This is a genomic window from Paludibacillus litoralis (assembly GCF_037646705.1).
Classification (GTDB): Bacteria; Pseudomonadota; Alphaproteobacteria; order Rhodobacterales; family Rhodobacteraceae; genus Pikeienuella; species Pikeienuella litoralis.
In genome coordinates this window covers 135,136-155,492 of record NZ_JBBHER010000005.1, presented here as the reverse complement: position 1 = coordinate 155,492, position 20,357 = coordinate 135,136, and the positions used below count along the sequence as shown (strand labels likewise).

At 66.3% G+C, this 20,357-nt stretch carries 18 protein-coding genes and 1 riboswitch; of the genes, 13 read left to right on the top strand and 5 right to left on the bottom strand.

The genetic code is table 11. From position 1 onward, the window contains the following. Positions 1 to 13 precede the first annotated feature (13 nt). Entirely contained in the window at positions 14 to 1,174 is a 1,161-nt protein-coding gene (locus WG921_RS09875; protein ID WP_340109064.1) for an alpha-hydroxy acid oxidase, read from the top strand. Positions 1,175 to 1,334: 160 nt separating this feature from the next. Here the strand turns inward: WG921_RS09875 and WG921_RS09870 are convergent, their stop codons facing one another. Both WG921_RS09870 and WG921_RS09865 read right to left on the bottom strand, forming a co-directional pair. Next, complete coding sequence (locus WG921_RS09870) at positions 1,335 to 1,658, bottom strand: AzlD domain-containing protein (RefSeq protein WP_340109063.1); 324 nt, start codon at positions 1,656 to 1,658, stop codon at positions 1,335 to 1,337. Next, positions 1,651 to 2,358, bottom strand: a complete 708-nt coding sequence (locus WG921_RS09865; RefSeq protein ID WP_340109062.1) for an AzlC family ABC transporter permease — start codon at positions 2,356 to 2,358, stop codon at positions 1,651 to 1,653. The genes WG921_RS09870 and WG921_RS09865 overlap by 8 nt, the downstream gene beginning before the upstream one ends. 72 nt (positions 2,359 to 2,430) lie before the next feature. Here WG921_RS09865 and WG921_RS09860 point away from each other — a divergent pair, with 72 nt between their 5' ends. The 4 genes from WG921_RS09860 to WG921_RS09845 are packed head-to-tail and all read left to right on the top strand — an operon-like array spanning position 2,431 to position 5,667. Then, complete coding sequence (locus tag WG921_RS09860; RefSeq protein ID WP_340109061.1) at positions 2,431 to 3,309, top strand: formate dehydrogenase accessory sulfurtransferase FdhD; 879 nt, start codon at positions 2,431 to 2,433, stop codon at positions 3,307 to 3,309. Next, entirely contained in the window at positions 3,306 to 3,926 is a 621-nt protein-coding gene (mobA, locus tag WG921_RS09855; RefSeq protein ID WP_340109060.1) for a molybdenum cofactor guanylyltransferase MobA, read from the top strand. Before WG921_RS09860 ends, mobA begins: the two co-directional genes overlap by 4 nt. Next, the gene (gene mobB / locus WG921_RS09850) at positions 3,923 to 4,417 is read left to right on the top strand and encodes a molybdopterin-guanine dinucleotide biosynthesis protein B (RefSeq protein WP_340109059.1); all 495 of its coding nucleotides are present in this window, start codon (positions 3,923 to 3,925) and stop codon (positions 4,415 to 4,417) included. Before mobA ends, mobB begins: the two co-directional genes overlap by 4 nt. Further along, on the top strand, positions 4,417 to 5,667 hold the full coding sequence (locus WG921_RS09845) for a molybdopterin-binding protein (protein ID WP_340109058.1): 1,251 nt from the start codon (positions 4,417 to 4,419) through the stop codon (positions 5,665 to 5,667). The genes mobB and WG921_RS09845 overlap by 1 nt, the downstream gene beginning before the upstream one ends. 26 nt (positions 5,668 to 5,693) lie before the next feature. Here WG921_RS09845 and radC read toward each other — a convergent pair whose 3' ends face one another. Beyond that, on the bottom strand, positions 5,694 to 6,401 hold the full coding sequence (gene radC, locus WG921_RS09840) for a RadC family protein (RefSeq protein ID WP_340109057.1): 708 nt from the start codon (positions 6,399 to 6,401) through the stop codon (positions 5,694 to 5,696). 237 nt (positions 6,402 to 6,638) lie between these two features. On the opposite strand from radC, the gene greA reads away from it, so the two are divergent. The 3 genes from greA (at position 6,639) to WG921_RS09825 (ending at position 9,030) form a co-directional block, all read left to right on the top strand. Then, complete coding sequence (gene greA / locus WG921_RS09835) at positions 6,639 to 7,115, top strand: transcription elongation factor GreA (RefSeq protein ID WP_340109056.1); 477 nt, start codon at positions 6,639 to 6,641, stop codon at positions 7,113 to 7,115. Between the two features lie 27 nt (positions 7,116 to 7,142). Next, the gene (locus WG921_RS09830; RefSeq protein WP_340109055.1) at positions 7,143 to 8,207 is read left to right on the top strand and encodes a hypothetical protein; all 1,065 of its coding nucleotides are present in this window, start codon (positions 7,143 to 7,145) and stop codon (positions 8,205 to 8,207) included. Between the two features lie 88 nt (positions 8,208 to 8,295). Beyond that, positions 8,296 to 8,470: riboswitch (FMN riboswitch) on the top strand. Positions 8,471 to 8,550: 80 nt separating this feature from the next. Beyond that, positions 8,551 to 9,030, top strand: coding sequence for a 6,7-dimethyl-8-ribityllumazine synthase (locus WG921_RS09825; RefSeq protein WP_340109054.1), 480 nt, complete (start codon positions 8,551 to 8,553; stop codon positions 9,028 to 9,030). A gap of 177 nt (positions 9,031 to 9,207) precedes the next feature. Here WG921_RS09825 and WG921_RS09820 read toward each other — a convergent pair whose 3' ends face one another. Beyond that, complete coding sequence (locus WG921_RS09820; protein ID WP_340109053.1) at positions 9,208 to 10,377, bottom strand: M20 aminoacylase family protein; 1,170 nt, start codon at positions 10,375 to 10,377, stop codon at positions 9,208 to 9,210. 127 nt (positions 10,378 to 10,504) lie between these two features. Beyond that, positions 10,505 to 11,659 (bottom strand): acetylornithine deacetylase, encoded by a 1,155-nt coding sequence (gene argE / locus WG921_RS09815; RefSeq protein WP_340109052.1) that lies wholly within the window; start codon positions 11,657 to 11,659, stop codon positions 10,505 to 10,507. 422 nt (positions 11,660 to 12,081) lie between these two features. On the opposite strand from argE, the gene WG921_RS09810 reads away from it, so the two are divergent. The 5 genes from WG921_RS09810 to WG921_RS09790 all read left to right on the top strand — a co-directional run bounded on the left by WG921_RS09810 (position 12,082) and on the right by WG921_RS09790 (position 20,289). Then, positions 12,082 to 13,683: an ABC transporter substrate-binding protein gene (locus WG921_RS09810; protein WP_340109051.1), complete on the top strand. Its 1,602-nt coding sequence runs from the start codon at positions 12,082 to 12,084 to the stop codon at positions 13,681 to 13,683. Positions 13,684 to 13,826: 143 nt separating this feature from the next. Next, positions 13,827 to 14,783, top strand: coding sequence for an ABC transporter permease (locus tag WG921_RS09805; protein WP_340109050.1), 957 nt, complete (start codon positions 13,827 to 13,829; stop codon positions 14,781 to 14,783). Between the two features lie 10 nt (positions 14,784 to 14,793). Continuing rightward, a complete protein-coding gene (locus WG921_RS09800; protein WP_340109049.1) occupies positions 14,794 to 15,855 on the top strand; it encodes an ABC transporter permease in 1,062 nt (353 codons plus the stop codon). Positions 15,856 to 15,858: 3 nt separating this feature from the next. After that, a complete protein-coding gene (locus WG921_RS09795; RefSeq protein ID WP_340109048.1) occupies positions 15,859 to 17,511 on the top strand; it encodes an ABC transporter ATP-binding protein in 1,653 nt (550 codons plus the stop codon). A 798-nt stretch (positions 17,512 to 18,309) separates the two neighbouring features. Beyond that, positions 18,310 to 20,289 carry a multiheme c-type cytochrome gene (locus WG921_RS09790; RefSeq protein WP_340109047.1) on the top strand — a complete coding sequence of 660 codons (1,980 nt, stop codon included), beginning with the start codon at positions 18,310 to 18,312 and terminating at the stop codon, positions 20,287 to 20,289. Positions 20,290 to 20,357 lie beyond the last annotated feature (68 nt).

Genomic DNA, 20,357 nt, shown 5'->3' with positions numbered 1-20,357 from the left:
GAGGTGATCCTGCATGGCGCAGCCGCTAGACAAGCCCGACCTTCCCGCCCGCTTCGCGTCCTTCGCCGATTTTCGCGAAGGCGCGCGGCGCCGAATCCCGCATTTCGCCTTCGAGTATCTCGACGGCGGAATCGGGCGGGATATCGGTCTGGCTCGCAACTATTCCGCGCTCGACAACGTGCGCCTGATCCCCCGGACCGTCGATGAGGGGATCGAGCCGGAAACCGCGGTGGACATCCTCGGGGAGCGGGCGGCTTTTCCCTTCGGCGTCGCCCCGGTCGGGATGGGCGGCCTTTTCCATCCCGAAAGCGCGCCGGCTCTGGCGAAGAAGTCCGCCGCGCTCGGCCTGCCGTTCTCGCTCTCCTTCGTCGCGTCGCACAGCGTCGAGAAGATCCGCGCCGCCGCCGGCGGCAAGGCGCCCTGGCATCAGTTCTACTGGCCGCGCCCGACCGACGTGCAGGACGACATCATCGCCCGGATGAAGGCGCTCGGCGTCACCGTCCTGATGCCGACGCTGGATATTCCGGGCCACCAATGGCGCGAGCGCACGATCCGCGCCGGCGTCGCCGCGAAGCCCTCCCCCTTCGTGATCGCGCGCGATCTCGCGTTCAGGCCGCGCTGGGCGGTGGAGACGCTTCTCTACGGCAAGCCGGGCCTGCCGAACATCGCGCCCTACGCCAGCGGCGGCACGGCGGAAGCGGAAAAATGGCTGCTTCAGAACTGCCTCCGGCCGATCGGCCCTGAGGAGATCCGGCGCCTTCGCGACAAATGGGACGGAAAGCTGGTCGTGAAAGGGGTGATGGCGCCGGAAGACGCGGAGATATTCGTCGATATCGGCGTCGACGGGATCGTCGTCTCCAATCATGGCGGAAGACAGCTCGACGCCGCGCCCGGAACGGCGGAGCTTTTGCCGCCGATCGTCGACGCGGTGAAAGGCAAGACCGCGATCCTCGCCGATAGCGGCGTCACCGACGGGCTCGACATCCTCAAGCTGCTGCGCCTTGGCGCGGATTTCGTGATGGTCGGGCGCCTGCCCTATTTCGCCTGCGCCGCGCTCGGCGCGCGCGGGGCGGCGGCGCTGGATCTCCTCGCGATGCAGGTCCGCACGGTGATGGTGCAGCTTGGCGTGCGAAATCTGGACGAGTTGATGAGATTGAAGGTCGAAACCGACTGACGGGTCCGGCCCCGCCGAATTTCTTCGCGCCGGAGCGCGGCGCGTCATGCTGGAAAAGCGCCCGGCCATCGGGGAGAGGGGTCCACGAATTGGCCGGGCGCGGTGCGCATACGACTCGCGCGCCTGTTATCTTCACGCGCCGGCGCGCGCGTTCCGTCGCTCAAATGAATCGGAGCAGCAACAAAAGCGCGATGAGCCCGGCGATGAAGGCGAGAGGCGCGCTCCGGCTCCAGGCCCCCGCCGCCAGCGTGACAAGCGCGGCGAGCCCCCGCGCGAGATCCGGCTCGCCCCCGGTCGCCGGCGGCCAGAGGATCGCCGGCGCGACCAGCGCCGGCAGGATCGAGACCGGCACGTAGCGCAGCAACCGCAGCGCCCATGGCGGCGTCTCCCGCCCCGACATCAGGCCGATGAACGAGAACCGGATCAGATAGGTGACCACGCCAAGCGCGACGATCACGGTCCAGATCGTCGCGCTGTCAGGCATTGCGCCGCTCCAGCCCCAATTCGGCCGCCGCGCCAGCCACCATCCCGGCGACGCCGCCGACCAGAAGCCCGAGCGAGAACGGCAACCCGGACGCGGCCAGCGCCGTCAACGACGCGACCCCGGCTGCGATCAGCGCCGGCGCGCCCCGGATCATCGGCGCGACGAGCGCGGTGAACATGATCGCCCCGGCGAAATCCAGCGGCCAGTCCGGCGGAATAGCCTCGCCCAGCAGGGCGCCGAGCCAGCAAAAGAGATACCAGAACGGGCAGACCGACAGCGCCAGCCCGAAGAAGTAGGCGAATTTCTCCCGCATGGCGCGCGGCGTCGTCTGATAGTCGCGGAGCGCCATCGCATAAACATGATCGACGAGGAAATACGCCGCGCCAAGACGCCAGAGGAGCGGCCCGTCCGAAATATGCGGCGCGAGAGAGGCCGAATACATCGCCATCCGCAGATTGACCGCCGCCCCCGCCAGCACCGCCATCAACGCCGGCGCCTGATCGCCGAGCAATTGGATCGCGGTCAGCGACGACGCCCCGGCGATGACGATGAAGCTCATCCCCATGACCTGCGCCATGTCGAATCCCGCCTCGACCGCGACGACACCGAAAAGCAGCGAGAATGGGATCGAGGCGAGATTGAACGGCGCGCCGTCGACAAGACCGCGCCGAAACATCCGGCCGCTCTGATCGGTGGACATCGCCGCTCCTCTCCGCAACTCTGGGCCCGCAGAGACCACAGAGGCGCCGCCGCGCCAAGAGCAGGAGTCGCCATGGGCGCGAAATCAGCCGGGAATTTCATCATCGCCCCCGACCCCACGAACCCTCGACTCACACGCAGCGTCACCGGCGTCAACCAGGAGGGCCGGGAGGAGGAGATGCGCGTCGTCGAGGAGCGGCCCCTGACGATCTTCCTGAACGCGGAGGAGATCGTCACCGCGATGACCATCGGCGACCATCCGGAATATCTGGCGATCGGCTACCTCCTGAACCAGAACATGCTGCTGGCGGATGATGAGATCACCGGCGTGGATTTCGACGAGGAGGTGGAGGCCGTCGTCGTCAGAACCACGCGGCGAACGAACTACGAGGAGAAGCTGAAGAAAAAGACCCGCACCTCCGGCTGCGCGGTCGGCACCGTCTTCGGCGACGTTATGGAGGCGCTCGACGGCGTGCGCCTGCCCGAGGCGCCGCTTCGCGCATCCTGGCTCTACGCGCTGGCGAAAACGATCAACACCGTCCCGAGCCTCTATCTCGAAGCCGGCGCGATCCACGGCGCGGTCCTCTGCCGGGAGGCCCGGCCGCTGGTCTACATGGAGGATGTCGGGCGCCACAACGCGGTCGACAAGATCGCCGGCTGGATGCGGATGGAGGGCGAGACCGGCGCCGACAAGATCTTCTACACCACCGGGCGGCTCACGTCGGAGATGGTCATCAAGAGCGCGTTGATGGGCGTGCCGATCCTCGCGTCCCGCTCCGGCTTCACCGCCTGGGGGGTGGAGATCGCGCGGCGGGTCGGCCTGACGCTGATCGGGCGGATGCGCGGCAAGCGTTTCATCTGCCTTTCGGGCGCGGAGCGCCTGATCCTCGACGCCGACCCGAACGCGGCGCCGGACGAAGCGCCGGGCCGGAACAGAAAGGGCGCGGCGTGACCCCGCCTTTCGGGGTGATCCTCGCCGGCGGGCTGGCGCGGCGGATGGGCGGCGGCGACAAGCCGCTGCGGCGCGTCGCCGGGCGCACGTTGATGGCGCGGGTGATGGAGCGCCTCGCCCCGCAGGCCCCGGTGATGGCGATCAACGCGAATGGCGACCCCGCCCGCCTCGCCGCGTTCGGCGCGCCGGTCATCGGCGACGGCGTCCCCGGCCACGCCGGCCCTCTCGCCGGGGTTCTGGCGGGGATGGACTGGGCGGCGGCGGGCGGCGCCACGCATATCCTCACCGTCGCCGGCGACACGCCGTTCTTTCCCGCCGATCTCGCGCTTCGGCTCGGCGCGGCGGTGACGGCCGAGGCGCCCATCGCCCTCGCGGCGACGCCGGATCCGCGGCGCGGGCTCTCCCGGCATCCGACCTTCGGGCTCTGGCCGGTCGCGCTTCGCGGCGATCTGCGGGCCGCGCTCGGCGAGGGGGTGCGCAAGGTGGTGCTCTGGACCGACCGGCACGGCGCCGCGACGGTTGAATTTCCGGCGCACCCCTACGATCCCTTCTTCAACGTGAACACGCCCGATGATATCGCCGTCGCGGAGACCATCGCAGCGGAGCACGGGCTTTGAAGATCTACGGCGTCACCGGCTGGAAGAACGCGGGCAAGACCACGCTGGTGGAGCGCCTGGTGACCGAATTCACCCGGCGCGGACTCTCCGTCTCGACGATCAAGCACGCCCATCACGGCTTCGACGTGGATCGGCCCGGCAAGGACAGCCACCGCCACCGCATCGCCGGCGCGCGTGAGGTGCTGGTCGCGTCCGGCATGCGTTACGCGCTGATGCATGAACTCAGGGAGGAGGAGCCGCCGAGCCTCGCGGCGCTCATCGCCCGCCTGACGCCGGTCGATCTGGTGCTCGTCGAAGGCTACAAGCGCGACCGCCATCCGAAGATCGAGGTCTGGCGCGCTCAGACCGGCCATGATCTGATCGCTTTGGACGACCCGACGATCCACGCCATCGCCAGCAACGACGCCGTGGAGACGGACAGGCCCGTCCTTCCGCTCGACGGTGTCGCCGCGATCGCAGATTTCATCCTCACCGACCTCGAGGCCGGCTGATGGATTCGCGCCGCCCGATCAACGATTGCTTCGCGCTCCCGCCCGGCGTCGCCTGGACGCCGGTGGATGAGGCGCTTCGGGCGCTTCGGGCGTCGGTCTCGCCGATCGGCGGGCGCGAGACGATCCCGCTCGACGCGGCGCTCGGGCGCGTGCTCGCGGCGGACGTCGCGGCGCGCGTCAGCAATCCGCCGGCGGCGAACGCGGCGGTGGACGGCTACGCCTTTGCGCATGCAAGCTATCTGTCCGGCCCGCTCCGGGTGATCGAGGGGCGGGCGGCGGCCGGCGCGCCCTTCCCCGGCGCGCTCGGCCCCGGAGAGGCGCTCCGCATTCTCACCGGGGCGCAGCTGCCGGCGGGCGCCGACACCGTGATGCTGGACGAGGACGCGCGCCGCGACGGGGCGCTGCTCCATTGCCCGACCGGGCTGAAACCCGGCGCCAACCGCCGGCGCGCCGGCGAAAATACCGAGGCCGGCGCGCCGGCGCTCACCGCCGGCGCGCGGCTGACGCCTCAGGCCCTCGCCCACGCCGCGGCGGCGGGCCTCGGAGCGCTTCCGGTCATGCCGCGGCTCCGGGTCGGCGTTCTCTCCACCGGAGATGAGCTCCGCGAGCCCGGCGCGCCGCTCGGCCCCGGTCAGATCCACGACGCCAACCGGCCGATGCTGGCCAGCCTCGCGCGCGCATGGGGATTCTCGCTCATCGATCTTGGCGGCGTCCGGGATGATCCCGCGGCGATCCGCGTCGCGCTCGACGCCGGGGCTGCCGGGGCGGACGCGATCCTGACCTCCGGCGGCGCCTCGACCGGGGACGAGGACTGGCTCTCGCGGCTTCTCGGCTCCGAGGGGACCCGCGCGATCTGGCGGATCGCGATGAAACCCGGGCGCCCGCTCGCGCTCGGGCGCTGGCGCGGGGTTCCGGTCTTCGGTCTGCCGGGCAACCCGGTCGCGGCCTTCGTCTGCGCGCTCATCTTCGCGCGCCCGGCGCTTTTCGCCATGGCGGGCGCCGGCTGGCTCGAACCCGCCCCGGAGATGCGCCCGGCCGCTTTCGCCAAACGAAGAAAGCCCGGACGGCGGGAATATCTTCGCGCCCGGCTCGCAGCCGATGGCCGGGTCGAGACCTTCGGCGACGAGGGCTCCGGCCTCACGCGCGGCCTCGTCTGGGCGGATGGGCTGGTCGATCTGCCCGATGGCGGGCCGGATATCGCGCCGGGCGACCCGGTCGCGTTCCTCCCGTTCAGCGCGTTCGGCGTCTGAGCGCGCGGCCCCGGCGCCCGCCCGACTCAGATGAGGCCCAAGGCGCGGAAGCTCGCGTCGGTCTCCTTTCCGATCACCACATGGTCGTGCAGGGTTATGTCCACCGCCGCCAGAGCCGCTTCGATCCGCTGCGTCATCTCGATATCGGCGGGGGATGGCGTCGGGTCGCCCGAGGGATGATTGTGGGCCATGATGATCGCGGAGGCGTTCAATTCGAGCGCGCGTTTCGCCACTTCGCGCGGATAGACCGGCACATGGTCGACCGTGCCGCGGCCCTGCGCCTCATCCGCGATCAGCACGTTCTTCCGGTCGAGAAACAGGATCCGAAACTCCTCCGTCTCCCGATGCGCCATCGCGGTCTTGCAATACGTCATCACCGCCGCCCATGAGGAAAGCGCCTCGCGCCCGATGACCCGCGCCTGCGCGAGACGATGCGCCGCCGCCTCGACGATCTTCAGCTCCCGCACGGCCGCGTCGCCAAGCCCGCTGACCTTCAGAAGCCGTGACGCCGGCGCCGAGATCGCGTGATTGAAATCCCCGAACTCCGCCAGCAACCGTTTCGCCAACGGCTTCACATCCCGCCGCGGGATCGCCCGAAACAGCAGCAGCTCGAGAAGCTCGTAATCGGCCAGCGCCTCCGTCCCCGCCCGGTCGAAGCGCGCCCGGAGCCGCTGGCGGTGCCGGGCGTGATCGGGCTGAGGGGGCGCGCCGCGCTCGGGCTCGAGTCCGGGCAAGGCCGCTCCATCCGTGTTCCGCTTCGCCGCCACCGGCCCCTCATCGTCGTTAATCTCTCGTTCAGAAAATGCGGAAGAACCATTTCAGGCGCGTTAACACGCGCCGGCTTGCAACCTGAAATCCGCGCTCATATGTTCTTCTCGGTCAACAAGGCGCGTCCTCTGCGGGAAACCGCAACGGGCGCGCCATGCTTTTGAGCCGGGTACGCGGCCATATAGGGAAATGGAGAAGCTATCATGGTTGAGAAGGTGCCTGTCACGATCGCGGGATACGCCGCGCTGAACGAGGAACTGAAGGACCTCAAGTCCACGCAGCGCCCGGCGGTGATCCGCGCAATCTCCGAGGCGCGCGAACATGGCGACCTCTCAGAGAACGCGGAGTATCACACCGCCCGTGAACGTCAGTCCTTCATCGAGGGCCGGATCAAGGAGCTGGAAAGCCTGATCGCCCGCGCAGACGTGATCGATCCGGCCAAGCTCAACGGCTCTTCGATCAAGTTCGGCGCGACGATCACCGTCGCCGACGAAGACACCGACGAAGAGAAAACCTATCAGATCGTCGGAGAGACCGAGGCCGACATCGCGGCGGGGAAGCTGAATATCCGCTCGCCCCTCGCGCGCGCGCTGATCGGCAAGGAAGCCGGCGATAGCGTCGAGGTGATGACGCCCGGCGGCGGCAAGAGCTATGAAGTCCTCTCCGTCGCGTTCGAATGACCGCGCGACTACGCTGAAAGCAGGCCCATGGCGACGCCGGACGAGGGACCGCTGATCGAACGGCGCCTCGCCGCGTTCCGCCGATGGGCGCGAGAGAGCCGCGCCTTCGCCGCGGCGACCGGGCTTTCCATCATCTGGCTTGGCGGCGCCGTCGCTTACGCGGCCGGATTTTTCGGCCTGTTCGAGGCGGCGCCCAGCGGCGCGTCGGCGTTGGAGATCGCACTCTTCATCCTCGCCGCGCTCGCGCCGCTCACCTTCTTCTTCTACGGCGCGTTTCTGGCCGAGAAAGCCGATGAGATCCGCGCCGAGACGAGGCGGCTCTCCAACGCGCTCGACGCGATGGAGAGCGCCGCCGCGCCGCGTCCGGCTCTGGACGAGGCGGATCTGACAGCGACCCTGACTGCAGCGACGCGCGCCGCGCTCGAAGAAGAAAAGGCCGCACTCTCCAAAGGGCTCCAGAGTCTCGACACCGCGCTCAGCGCCGCGCAGGAGATGCTGACCCGGATCGAGGGACGTGAGAGCGAGGCCCGCCGAACCGGCAAGACCACCGCGCCGCCCGCCCGCGCCGATGGCGCGCAGCCAGCGCTGCCGCTGGAGCCCGAAACCGCGCCGCCCGCCGGGATCCGCTGGGACAGCGTCGTGCGCGCGCTCGACTTTCCGCGTGATGAGAAGGACCGCAAGGGCTTCGCCGCGCTCCGCGCGGCGCTGAAGGAGCGGGAGTTCGCCGACCTCCTTCAAGCCGCCGAAGATGTGCTGACGCTTCTGTCCGCCGACGGGATCTATATGGAGGATTTCGCGCTGGAGCCGGCGCGCGTCGAGGATTGGATCGCCTATGCGGGCGGCGCGCGCGGCGCCGACGTCTCGGCGGTGGGCGGGATCGTCGACGAGGAGACGCTCACGATCGTTCATGGCCGGATGCGGAGCGACGTGATCTTCCGCGACAGCGCGCTCCATTTCCTCCGCCGCTTCGACCGGCTGATCGGGCGGATGGCGCGGGAGCTCGGCGCCGACCCCATGATCCTGGACGCCGCCGACAGCCGCACCGGGCGCGCCTTCATGATCATCGCGCGGGTCACCGGCGCCTTCGACTGACCCCGCCGCCCCGACGGCGCGCCGCCCGAAGCGTTCGACAGGGCGCGCATCGTGGACTAGAGAGCATTCCGTCGTCTGATTTCGGACGATGCGTTCTCGGGGCGGGGTGCGACTCCCCACCGGCGGTGTTGATCTTGCGGCTGCAACAGCGTGAGATCTGAGCCCGCGAGCGCCCTTGTCAGCTCCCACCGGAGCTCAAGGGGTCAGCAGACCCGGTGAGACCCCGGGGCCGACGGTGACAGTCCGGATGAGAGAGAACGAGCGCCGCGCCGGGAGCTGAATCCGCGCCCGCGCGCGCGTTCGCCGCCCTGATTCAACGCTTTTGAAGTGGATGGAGCAGGCTATGAATCAAAACATTCAAACCGGCGGAGCCTCGCTTCGCTTTGCATTCATACAGGCCCGTTGGCACGCTTGCATCGTCGATCAGGCGCGCATCGGCTTTCTCGACGAGATCGCGCGCCAAACCGGGGGCGGAACGGTCACGGATGTCTTCGACGCGCCCGGCGCTTTCGAGATACCGCTTCTCGCCCAGAGGCTGGCGCGAAGCGGGCTCTATGACGGGATCGTCGGCGCCGCTTTCGTGGTGGATGGCGGAATCTACCGGCACGAATTCGTCGCGGAAGCCGTGGTCTCCGGCCTGATGCGGGTTCAACTCGAGACCGACGCGCCGATTTTCTCCGTCGTGCTCACCCCGCATCAGTTTCAGGACACCGCGGCGCATACGACATTCTTCAAGGAGCATTTCGTGCGGAAAGGCGAAGAGGCGGCGAGCGCCGCGCTCGCCGTCGCCGCGATGACGAACGCCTCATCAAAAGCCGCATAAGCGGCGCTGGGCCGGCGGCGGCCCTGAACCGGTAGCCCAGCGTCCGGCGGCGAAGCGGTCAGGGCGCAAGGCCAAGCCCCGGCGCCGCGCGCCGGATCGAACGCCTGGCGGCGCTCGGCGCCGCGAGGGTGGCGCCCCCGCTCATGACGATGGCGCCGAGAACGGAGGCCGCCTCCGTCAGGCCGCCGGCAACAGTTCCTCGACCAGCTTCGCCCAATACGAGCAGCCGAACGGGATCGCCTCATCGTTGAAATCGTATTCCGGGTGATGAACCATCGCCGTGTCGCCATTGCCGATGAAAATGAAAGCGCCGGGGCGCGCATTCAGCATGAACGAGAAATCCTCCGCCCCCATGAGCGGCGGCGTGTCGCGGTTGACCCGCTCCTCGCCGACAATGCGCGCGGCGACGTCGGCGGCCTTTTTCGCTTGCGCCTCGGCGTTCACCGTCGCCGGGTAATTGCGCATGTATCTGAGGGTCGCGGTCGCGCCGAAGGCGCGGGCGATGCTCTCCGCCACCTCGCGCATCCGCGCCTCCGCCATGTCCTGCACCTCCTTCTTGTAGGTGCGGACCGTGCCCTTCAGCCGGACCGTGTCCGGGATCACGTTATAGGTCTCCGAGTCGGTCCGGAACGACGCGACGGAGATCACCAGCGTCTCCACCGGGTCGAGATTGCGCGAGACGATGGATTGCAGCGCGACCACGATCTCCGCCGCGGCCAGCGTCGTGTCGACCGTCAGATGCGGCAACGCGGCGTGCCCTCCCTTGCCGACAACGTCGATCTCGAAAAGATCCGCCGCCGCCAGCAGCGGGCCGGGGCGGATCGCGAAATGGCCGAGCGGCGTTCCCGGCATGTTGTGCATGCCGTAGACCTCGCTGATCCCGAACCTGTCCATCACCCCATCCGCGACCATCTCCCGCCCGCCGCCGCCGCCTTCCTCCGCCGGTTGAAAGATGAGCGCGACGGCGCCGTTGAAGTTCCGGGTCTCCGCCAGATACTTCGCCGCGCCGAGCAACATCGCGGTATGGCCGTCATGGCCGCAGGCGTGCATCTTGCCAGGGGTCTTCGAGGCGTGAGGAACGCCCGACGTCTCATCCATCGGCAGCGCATCCATATCGGCGCGAAGACCGATCACTTCGCCCGAGGCCCCCCTGCCCCGGATCACGCCGACGACGCCGGTCTGGCCGATCCCCTCGACAACCTCGTCGCAGCCGAACTCCCGCAGCTTCTCCGCGACGATCCCCGCAGTGCGCTGAACATCGAAGCCAAGCTCCGGATGCGTGTGCAGATCCCGCCGCCAGGCGGTGATTTCATCATGCAGGTCGGCGAACCGATTGATCGTGGGCATTTGGTCTTTCCTTTCGACCGTCGTTCAGAGGTGGAGGTGGGCGCCTGGCCTGGCGCGCGAGAATTCCCGGGGATGGGCCGTCATCCGCGTCACCGGCGCCGACAGGGCCGCAAGATCGGCGCCGCCGTCAGCGCGCGAGCCTCTCGATCAACCGGCGGATGAAGGCTTCGCCCGCGTCGAGTTGCGCGACGGTGATGTATTCGTCCGGTTGGTGCGCCTGTTCGATCGACCCCGGCCCGCAGACGCAGGTCGAATAGCCCCCCTCCTGAAACTGGCCCGCCTCCGTGCCGTAGGAGACGACATGTTCGCCATTGTCGCCGGTGAGCGCGCGCGCCAAAGCCTCCGCCTCCCCTCCCTCTTCGCGAAGGCAGGGTGGAACCATCATCCGCGTGATCACCTCAATCCGCGCTTCGGGCCTGATCGCCTTGATCTCCCGCTCCACCTCCGCGGCGCGCTCCTTGTAGCGAGACAGCCATCCATCGACGGATTCAGGCGGGCAGACCCGGAATTCCGACGTGATCTCGCAGAGTTCCGCGGTGATATTGCCCGCTTCGCCGCCCTTGATCATACCGGCGTGAAGCGTCGTGAAGGGGGGGACGAAGGGCGACGCCGGATCGGCCTTCGCCATGTTCTCCTGCACCCGGTCGTGCATCCACGTCACCAGGCGCGCGGCCGTCATCACCGCCGAGACGCCCTTGTGCATCAGGCTGGAGTGAACGGCGAAGCCATGCACCCTTGTGACGGTCCCGACAGAGCCCTTGTGCCCGGTCACCACCTTCATCATCGTGGGCTCCCCGACGATCACCGCCGAGGCCGGCGGCATGGTCTCGCGCATCTCGGCGATCATTCCCGGCGCGCCGAGGCAGCCGACCTCCTCGTCATAGGAAAGCGCGATCTGCACCGGCCGCTTCAGCCCGGCCGCCAGCATGTCGGGAACCAGCGCCAGGGCCAGCGCGCCAAACCCCTTCATGTCGCAGGCGCCGCGCCCGTAGAGCCGCCCGTCCCGCTCCACCAGCGTGAAAGGATCGCTGGTCCAGTCCTGACCATCGACCGGCACGACATCGGTATGCCCGGAAAGCACGACGCCCCCCGGAACCTCCGGCCCGATCAGCGCGTAAAGATTGGCCTTGGTCCCGGTCTCGTCATAGACGCGCCGGCATGCGACGCCGCACCCGGTCAGATAATCCTCCACGAAGTCGATGAGCGGAAGGTTCGAGTCGCGGGACACGGTGGGGAAACTCACCAGTTTTTCAAGCATTTCCCGGGGGGTGTAAACATGCATGGATGATCGCTGTCCTCTTGTATCCGCTCAGCCTGTCCGCCGCCCTCCGGCGGGTCAAGCAAAGAAAGACCTGCGCCGGGCCGCCATGCCGCGCGCCCGTCCACTCCGCTGGACCGATCAGGCCGCGGGCGAGGCGTCCGGCGCGCCGGATTCAGGCGCCGCGGCGCCATCGCGATGAAACGCGGGCGCACCGAAGAACTCGCGCGCGCCGTTTCCGATATGTAAAACATAATTACATGATCCACAATGTAATAATCGAATAATACTCGATCACTTGCCTGACTGCAAGAAAACCGAATTTGCGATCTGCTATTGATGGTATAGTTTTATTTGTAATATTACAGATGATAAAGACTATTGAACATCACGAGATTGTCGCATAAACAGGCGATCACTTTTGAAACAACAGGGAAATCGCAAACATGCGAAACAATTCAGAACTCATGGAGAAACTGGCGGCGGCGGCGAAGGCGGGCAGGCTCTCGCGGCGCGGCTTCCTCGGCAGCGCGACCGCCGCCGGCGTGACCGCGGCGACCGCAAGCGGCCTCTGGGCGACCCATGCGCGCGCCGAGCCGAAGCGCGGCGGGACCTTCCGGTGGGGGATCCATGACGGCAACACCGCCGACAGCCATGATCCGGGCACTTATGTGACGCGGCAGGGCATCTATCTCGCGGCCCAGCACCGCAGCTATCTGACGATGATCGCGCCGGACAACACGCTCGCCGGCGACCTCGCGACCGAATGGAGCGCGACGCCGGACGCGACGGAGTGGACCTTCAAGCTCACCGACAAGGCCAGCTTTCACAGCGGCAAGAAGCTGACGGCGGAGGACGTCGTCGCCTCGCTCAATCATCACCGGGGCGAGAAATCGACATCCGCCGCCAAGGCGCTGCTGGCCGACGTCACCGAGATCGTCGCCGATGACGCGCACACCGTCACCATCAAGCTCTCCGGCGGCAACGCCGACCTGCCGTGGCTGCTGACGGATTATCATTTCGTGGTCTGCCCGGCCAACACCGACGGCACGATCGACTGGCGCTCCGGCGACGGCAGCGGCCCCTACAAGATCGACAACGGCGAATTCGGCGTGCGCTGGGACCTCAGCCGGTTCGACGGCTGGCACGGCGAGGGCGCGTATTTCGACAAGGTCGTGATGCTCGTGCTCAACGACCCGAACGCGCGCCAGACCGCGCTGATGACGGGCGACGTCGATTGCATTTCGCTCGTCGAGTTGAAGACGCTCTCGCTGCTGCAGCGCGCGCCGAACATCGAGATCGACAACGTGCCGACCGGCGCGGCGATCACCCTGCCGATGTTCTGCGACAGGGCGCCCTTCGACAATGTGGATGTGCGCATGGCGCTGAAGCTGGCGATGGACCGCGAGGAGATCGTCGAGAAGATCGCCTACGGCGCCGCCACGATCGGCAATGATTTCCATCTGGCGCCGTCGCAGCCCTATTTCCCCGCGGACATTCCGCAGCGCGAATACGACCCGGAGCAGGCGAAGTTTCTGCTGAAGAAGGCGGGGGCCGAGAATGTGTCGGTCAAGCTCCACACCGCGGACAGCCTGTTCTCCGGGGCGGTGGACATGTGCGTGCTCTATTCCGAGCAGGCGAAGAAGGCGGGGATCAACATCGAAGTCGTTCGCGAGGCGAATGACGGCTATTACGCCGATGTCTGGCTCAAGGAGCCCTTCACCGCCGTATCCTGGGGCGCGCGGCCGACGCCGGACGTGATCTTCACGCAGGCCTACAAGGCGGGCGCGGTCTGGAACGAGAGCCACTGGGCGAACGAACGGTTCAACGAGTTGCTGCCGATCGCGAAGGCCGAGCTCGACGACGCGAAGCGCACCGAGATGTACCATGAGATGTGCATGCTGATGCGTGACGACGGCGGCACGATCATCCCGTTCTTCAACAATTTCGTCTACGCCCGTTCGAGCAAGGTTCAGCACGGGGCCGATCAGGCTGCGAACTGGGAATGTGATGGCGGGCGCGCGCCAACGCGCTGGTGGTTTGCCTGATATCAAGTAAAAGGGTTGCGTCGCCCCAGTCGGGCGACGCGACCATGTCAGTGCTTCCGCTGAGCCATGGCGCTCAGCGGGCGTCCGACTGATCAAAAGCAACAAACAGAGCCGCCGCAAGCGCGGCCGGCAGGAGGAGAAGCATGGGCGATGTGATCACCATCATCCTCAAACGCCTTGGATTGGGGGTCGTGACCCTCTTCGTGATTTCAGTTCTTATTTTCGGCGCGGTCGAACTTCTGCCGGGCGATGTCGCGCAGGCCGTTCTGGGTCAGAGCGCGACGCCGGAAACCGTGGCTGCGATGCGCGTGCAACTCGGGCTCGATCAGCCTGCGGCGATTCGCTATTTCCAGTGGCTGGGCGGCGCCATCCAGGGCGATTTCGGCCAGTCGCTGATCTCCGCCGAGCGGGTGAGCGACAAGATCGGGCCGCGCCTGATGAACACGTTGTTCCTCGCCAGCTACGCCGCCATCATCGCCGTGCCCTTCGCAATCGCTCTCGGCGTGATCGTCGCGCTTTTCCGGAACACGCTGTTCGACCGGATCGCGAACATCCTCACGTTGACGTCGATCTCCTCGCCGGAATTCTTCCTCGGCTATATCCTCATTCTCTATCTCGCGGTGAAAGCCCCGATCTTCCCGGCGATCGCAAGCCTTTCCGAGGGCATGTCCTTCCCGGACCTCTTGTACCGCACCTTCCTGCCGGCGCTGACCATGGTGCTCGTGGTGACGGCGCACATGATGCGGATGACGCGGGCGACGATCATCAATCTCCTCGCGTCGCCCTATATCGAAATGGCTCGGCTCAAAGGGGTCCCCGCATGGAAGGTGATCGTGCATCACGCGCTGCCGAACGCCTGGGCGCCGATCATCAACGTGGTCGCGCTCAATCTCGCCTATCTGATCACCGGCGTCGTGCTGGTCGAGGTCGTTTTCGTCTATCCGGGCATCGGGCAGTTGCTGGTCGACGCCGTGAGCAAACGGGATTTCCCGGTCGTGCAGGCGGTCTGTCTGATCTTCGCGGCGACCTTCATCCTGTTGAACCTTTCGGCCGATATCGGGGCGATCCTGACCAATCCGCGCCTCCGGCATCCGAAGTGAGGGGGCGGAGATGAGTTATTTCGTCATCACCTATTTCGTGGTCCTGATCGGCGCGTCCTGTCTCGCCGCCTATCTGGAGAAGCGCGCGGTTTTCATGCCGCTGTTCAGCCTGACGCTGGCGTCTCTCGTCCTGGGCGTCCTCGGCGGCGAAAGCGCTCTCAGGACCCTCGCCATTCTGGCCGGTCTCCTGGCTTTCGCGGTGGGCGCCGCCTACTCGTTCCGCGAATTTCTGATCAATCTCGTGAGGCCGCAGACCGCCAGGTTCCTGCGCACCGCGCCGCTCACCGCGGCGTTCGGCATGCTCGTGATCCTGATTTACGCCATAATGGGCGCGTTTGCGCCGATAATCGCGCCTTTTGGCGAGGCGGAGGTGATCTCCTCCTCTTTCGCGCCGCCGGATTCGGTGATGCTTCTCGGCGCCGATCAGCTCGGGCGCGATCTCTTCAGCCGGCTCGTCTTCGGCGCGCGCAACACGGTCGGACTGGCGCTCTCCGCCACGCTCCTCGCCTTTCTCATTGGCGCGTTCGGGGGCCTCATCGCGGCGATCAGAGGGGGGTGGCTGGATCAGGCCCTCGGCCGCGTGGCCGATGTGGTGATGTCCATTCCATCGCTGATCTTCGCGCTTCTGCTGCTGTCGATCTTCGGCACCAATGTCCTCGTGCTGGTGATCATCGTCGCGATCATCTATTCGCCGCGCGTCTTTCGGCTCACACGGGCGGTCGCCGGCGATGTCGTGGTGATGGATTATGTGGAGGCCGCGCGGCTTCGCGGCGAGGGAGACTGGTACCTGATCCGGCGGGAGATCCTGCCGAATTCGACCGCGCCGCTGATCGCCGAATTCGGCCTTGAGTTCTGTTTCGTGTTTCTGCTCATCGCCGGGCTTTCCTTCCTCGGGCTCGGAATACAGCCGCCGACCGCGGACTGGGGCTCGATGGTGCGGGAGAACGCGACCCTGATCTCCTTCGGCGAGATAACGCCGCTTATCCCCGCCGGCGCGATCGCGATGTTGACCGTGGCCGTGAATTTCGTGGTCGACTGGATGCTGTGGCAGTCGGCCGGGCTCAAGGAGTAGGACATGTCGAGAAAAGACCCGAACCTCCTGCTGAAAGTTCAGGACCTTCGCATCGAGGGCTACAGCGACGAGAGCTGGATCGAGATCGTTCATGGCGTCAATTTCACATTGAATCGAGGCGAGGTGCTGGGGCTCATCGGCGAATCCGGCGCCGGGAAATCCACGATCGGCCTCGCCGCCATGGGGTACGCCCGCGACGGCTGCCGAATCTCGGGCGGCTCCATCGAGTTTGACGGAATGGAGCTGACGACATCCTCCGACGCGCATCTGAGGGCGCTGTGGGGCTCGCGGATCGCCTATGTCGCGCAATCGGCGGCGGCGTCATTCAATCCCGCGCACCGGTTGATCGATCAGCATGTGGAGGCGCCCCTTCAGTATAAATTCCGCAAGCGCGCCGAAGCCGAAGAGGACGCGATGGAGCTTTACGCGCGCCTTCGCCTCCCCAATCCGGAGGAGATCGGCTTTCGCTACCCGCATCAGGTCTCCGGCGGCCAGCTTCAGCGCGCGATGACGGCGATGGCGATGTCCTGCCGGCCCGATCTCATCATCTTCGACGAGCCGACCACGGCGCTGGACGTCACCACGCAGATCGAAGTGCTCTCCGCGATCCGCGACATCGTCGATCAGTTCAACACGGCCGCGATCTATATCACGCACGATCTGGCGGTGGTCGCCCAGATGGCCGACAAGATAAAAGTCCTGCTCAAAGGCGACGAGGTTGAAGAATCCGCCACGGCCGAAATGCTGGACAATCCCAAGGAGGACTACACCAAGAGCCTCTGGGCGGTGCGCAGCTTCACCCGGGAGGAGAAAAAACGTCCGACCGGCGGCGCCACGCCCGTCGTCTCTGTCCAGAACATCCACGCATCCTACGGCTCCACGAAAGTGCTGGAGGATGTTTCATTCGACATTCACGCCGGCATGACCGTGGCGGTCGTCGGAGAATCCGGGTCCGGAAAGTCCACCACGGCGCGCTGCATCACCGGTTTGCTGCCTCCGACCGAGGGGCGGATTCTGTTCAACGGCGAGGAATTGCCTCCAAAGTACCGGAATCGGAGCAAGAACCAGCTTCGGCAAATTCAGATGATCTACCAGATGGCCGATACGGCGCTGAACCCGAAAGTGCAGGTCCACGAGATAATAGGGCGGCCCGCACGGTTCTATTCAGGCCTGAAAGGCGTCGCGCTGAAAAACCGCGTCGATGAATTGCTGGACCTGATCGAGCTCGAACCGGCGCAATATTTCCACCGCTATCCCCCCGAACTCTCGGGCGGGCAGAAGCAGCGGATCGGCATCGCCCGCGCGCTGGCTGCGGAGCCGACCTTCATCATCTGCGACGAAGTGACGAGCGCGCTCGACCAGATCGTCGCCGAAGGGATCCTCAAGCTGCTCGACCGCCTGCAAAAGGAGTTCGACCTCGCCTATATGTTCATCACCCACGATCTGGCGACCGTGCGCGCCATCGCCGACGAAGTGGTGGTGATGAAGGAAGGCCGCGTGATCGAACAGGGCCCGAAGACGGAGATGTTCGCCCCGCCCCATCATCCCTATACCGACCTTCTGCTCTCCTCGGTGCCGGAGATGGACCCGGATTGGCTCACCGGCGTGCTTGACGAACGCGGCGTCGACAACATCGGCGAGGCCGCGAAGGTTTGATGCGGCATCGTCGAGCCTGGCGATGAGACGAGATGGGCGGCGCCAACGCGCGGGAAAAGGCCGAGCGGGCCTTAGACGCCCGACCGCCCATCAACCAAAGGCTGAGATACGCCAAACCAGCAAAGCCGACCTCTGATCGAGTTCGGCGCGCGTGTCAGGTCAGCGCCATTCCTGAAGCGAGAAAGCCCGCGACAAGGATGGAGTAGACCAGCACAAGGGCGGGCCATGAGCCCATATTGTGACGATACTGACGCATGAAATCCTGATGATTCATCTCAGCCTCCCTTGGTCCCCGTGGCCCGGGACCGACGCCGCCACATCCATTTAGCATCGCGCCAGATAACGACTTTTGGAAGAGGCGCAAGAGGTGAAGTTCGATTCAAATGCACCCTGTCGCAAATTGGCTGCATTTAATCGGGATAAAAGTCATAACTACCTGAAATAAATGAATTTACTTTCTCCATCGAAATCGAAGCGATGGTCAGCAGGCCCCGAACGCCGGCTCAGACCGCTCCGCGCCGATCGTCGGATATCCGGGCGGCGGATCGGGCCGGCAGGCTCCCAAGTCACGCGCGGATCTTGACGCGCCGGCTCTCGTCGCCGGTTTCATCTGAAATCGGCGGGACTATCGGCTGCGACAGGGGAACGCCCAGAGAAGCTCCGGACATCGGGCCGCTCAATCACCGCCCCCCCCCCGAAGGCGGACTCCAGCGCCAGGTCAGACCTCAACGCTCATCAACTCTTCTTGTCATACGCGGGGCGTCGAGACATAGTCGCTTGAACAGGGGCGTGTGCGACATGAGCTGGAATGCGCCCATCAACGGCGTCGGCGCCGACATCAGGGCGACCAAACCGATGACATTCCGCATTTTTATCCTGCTGGCGCTCACAAGCCTCTCAACCGCCGCCGCGCAGGACGCGCCATCCTATGTCGGGTCCGCCGAATGCGCCGATTGCCATCTCGAGCAGGCCGAGCTTTGGAAGACGTCGCATCACGACCTCGCCTGGACCCTTCCCTCCGACGGGACCGTGGTTGCGGATTTTGACGGCGCGGTCTTTCAGGGGGGCGGCCTCTCGGTCGCGTTTTCGCGGGACGAGAGCGGCCACCACGCCAAAGTGACCGAACGCGGCGGCGAGACGACCGTCCGCGATGTCCATTCGGTCGTCGGCATAGAGCCGCTGCAGCAATATCTGTTCGAAACGGAACCCGGCCGCTTGCAGAGCTTTGACGTGGTCTGGGACACCGACCGCAAGCGCTGGTTCCATCTCTATCCGGATCAGGACCTGCCGCCCGACGACGGATTGCACTGGACCGGCCCCTACAAGAACTGGAACGCGCGCTGCGCTGAATGTCATGCGACCGGCTTCGAGAAGAACTATGACGCCGAGGCGCGCCACTACCAGTCGACGCAAGCCGAAATCGGCGTGGGGTGCGAGGCCTGCCATGGTCCGGGATCGGCGCATCTCGATTGGGCCCGGACGCTGGAGCCGCCCGTTCCGTCAGGCCTCGACGCATATGGGTTCACCATGGCGACTGAAGCCGGCCCCGAGGGCTGGATCCAGCAATGCGCCGGATGCCATTCCCGCAGAGAAGCCTTCAACGATGGCGATCCGATCCCCGGAACCCCCTATGACGACGCCTATCGCCTGGCGCTGCTGACGCCGGATCTGTATTTCCCCGACGGGCAGATCAAGGAAGAGGTCTACGTCTACGGCTCTTTCCTGCAATCCAGGATGTACGCCAAGGGCGTCAGCTGCATGAATTGCCATGACCCGCACACGGCGGAGCTGGTCGCGGACGGCGACGCGGTCTGCGCCCAGTGCCATTCGCCGGCGGGCGATCCGGACTTTCCCAGCCTGCCGCTGAAGGCGTTCGATAGCCCCGCCCATCATTTCCACTCAGAGGGCTCGGAAGGCGCGCGATGCGTTAACTGCCATATGACGACGCAGATCTATATGGGCGTCGACGCGCGCCGCGATCACAGCTTTCGCATCCCGCGCCCCGATCTGACCGGCAAGACCGGCGCCCCGGACGCCTGCACGACATGCCACAAGGACGAGACGCCGGACTGGGCGGCCGCGAAGATCGCCGATTGGTATCCGGAGTCCGACAAGCGCGGCCCTCATTTCGGCCCGGTATTTGCGCAGGCCGCATCGGACCCGGCCGGGGCGGCGCCCGCATTGCTGGCCATTGCCCGGGATGAGGATCACGCCGACATCGTCCGCGCCACCGCCCTGCATCTGATGCAGCCCGCCGCGACCGCCGATATCGTCGCCGCGACCGCTCCTTTTCTGGAGGACGAGAGCGCTCTGGCGCGCTCGTCGGCGGTGCGGCTGCAAAGAGCGGGCGATCCGCAACGCATGGCGCAGATGCTGGTTGGCATGCTGACGGATCCGGCGCGGCCCGTGCGCTTCGACGTGGCGCAAGCGCTGCTGGCGGCGCCGATCGCGCATATGCCGGATGCGATGGCGGCCGATCTGAACGAGGCGATCACGGACTGGCGGCGATCCCTGTCCAACCGGGCGGATTTTCCCGAAACGCATCTGGTTCTGGGCGGCTCCGCTCTTGTGGCGCGAGACTTCGCCGCGGCGAACGAGGCCTTTCGCAAGGCCGTCAGGCTGGACCCGCAGCTTGTCGACGCCTGGGTGATGATCATCCGTATCGAGGCCGCGTTCAACGGCGCCGACGCCGGGCGCCAGGCCGCGCGCCTCGCCTTGCAGGCCAATCCGGACGCCCCCGCCTTGCTGGCGCTGCACCGTCAATTGAACCAGGGCTGAACGCGCCTTTCGCGCCAGCCGGGTCGAGGGCGTCTCATCCTGGCCGGAATTCGGCGCGCCTCAACCAG

Excerpts from the sequence above, each read along its gene's own strand:
- WG921_RS09875 (WP_340109064.1), top strand. The coding sequence starts at position 14 with ATGGCGCAGCCGCTAGACAAGCCCGACCTTCCCGCCCGCTTCGCGTCC.
- WG921_RS09870 (WP_340109063.1), bottom strand. The coding sequence starts at position 1,658 with ATGCCTGACAGCGCGACGATCTGGACCGTGATCGTCGCGCTTGGCGTG.
- WG921_RS09865 (WP_340109062.1), bottom strand. The coding sequence starts at position 2,358 with ATGTCCACCGATCAGAGCGGCCGGATGTTTCGGCGCGGTCTTGTCGAC.
- WG921_RS09860 (WP_340109061.1), top strand. The coding sequence starts at position 2,431 with ATGGGCGCGAAATCAGCCGGGAATTTCATCATCGCCCCCGACCCCACG.
- WG921_RS09845 (WP_340109058.1), top strand. The coding sequence starts at position 4,417 with ATGGATTCGCGCCGCCCGATCAACGATTGCTTCGCGCTCCCGCCCGGC.
- greA (WP_340109056.1), top strand. The coding sequence starts at position 6,639 with ATGGTTGAGAAGGTGCCTGTCACGATCGCGGGATACGCCGCGCTGAAC.
- WG921_RS09830 (WP_340109055.1), top strand. The coding sequence starts at position 7,143 with ATGGCGACGCCGGACGAGGGACCGCTGATCGAACGGCGCCTCGCCGCG.
- WG921_RS09825 (WP_340109054.1), top strand. The coding sequence starts at position 8,551 with ATGAATCAAAACATTCAAACCGGCGGAGCCTCGCTTCGCTTTGCATTC.
- WG921_RS09820 (WP_340109053.1), bottom strand. The coding sequence starts at position 10,377 with ATGCCCACGATCAATCGGTTCGCCGACCTGCATGATGAAATCACCGCC.
- argE (WP_340109052.1), bottom strand. The coding sequence starts at position 11,659 with ATGCATGTTTACACCCCCCGGGAAATGCTTGAAAAACTGGTGAGTTTC.
- WG921_RS09810 (WP_340109051.1), top strand. The coding sequence starts at position 12,082 with ATGCGAAACAATTCAGAACTCATGGAGAAACTGGCGGCGGCGGCGAAG.
- WG921_RS09805 (WP_340109050.1), top strand. The coding sequence starts at position 13,827 with ATGGGCGATGTGATCACCATCATCCTCAAACGCCTTGGATTGGGGGTC.
- WG921_RS09800 (WP_340109049.1), top strand. The coding sequence starts at position 14,794 with ATGAGTTATTTCGTCATCACCTATTTCGTGGTCCTGATCGGCGCGTCC.
- WG921_RS09795 (WP_340109048.1), top strand. The coding sequence starts at position 15,859 with ATGTCGAGAAAAGACCCGAACCTCCTGCTGAAAGTTCAGGACCTTCGC.
- WG921_RS09790 (WP_340109047.1), top strand. The coding sequence starts at position 18,310 with ATGAGCTGGAATGCGCCCATCAACGGCGTCGGCGCCGACATCAGGGCG.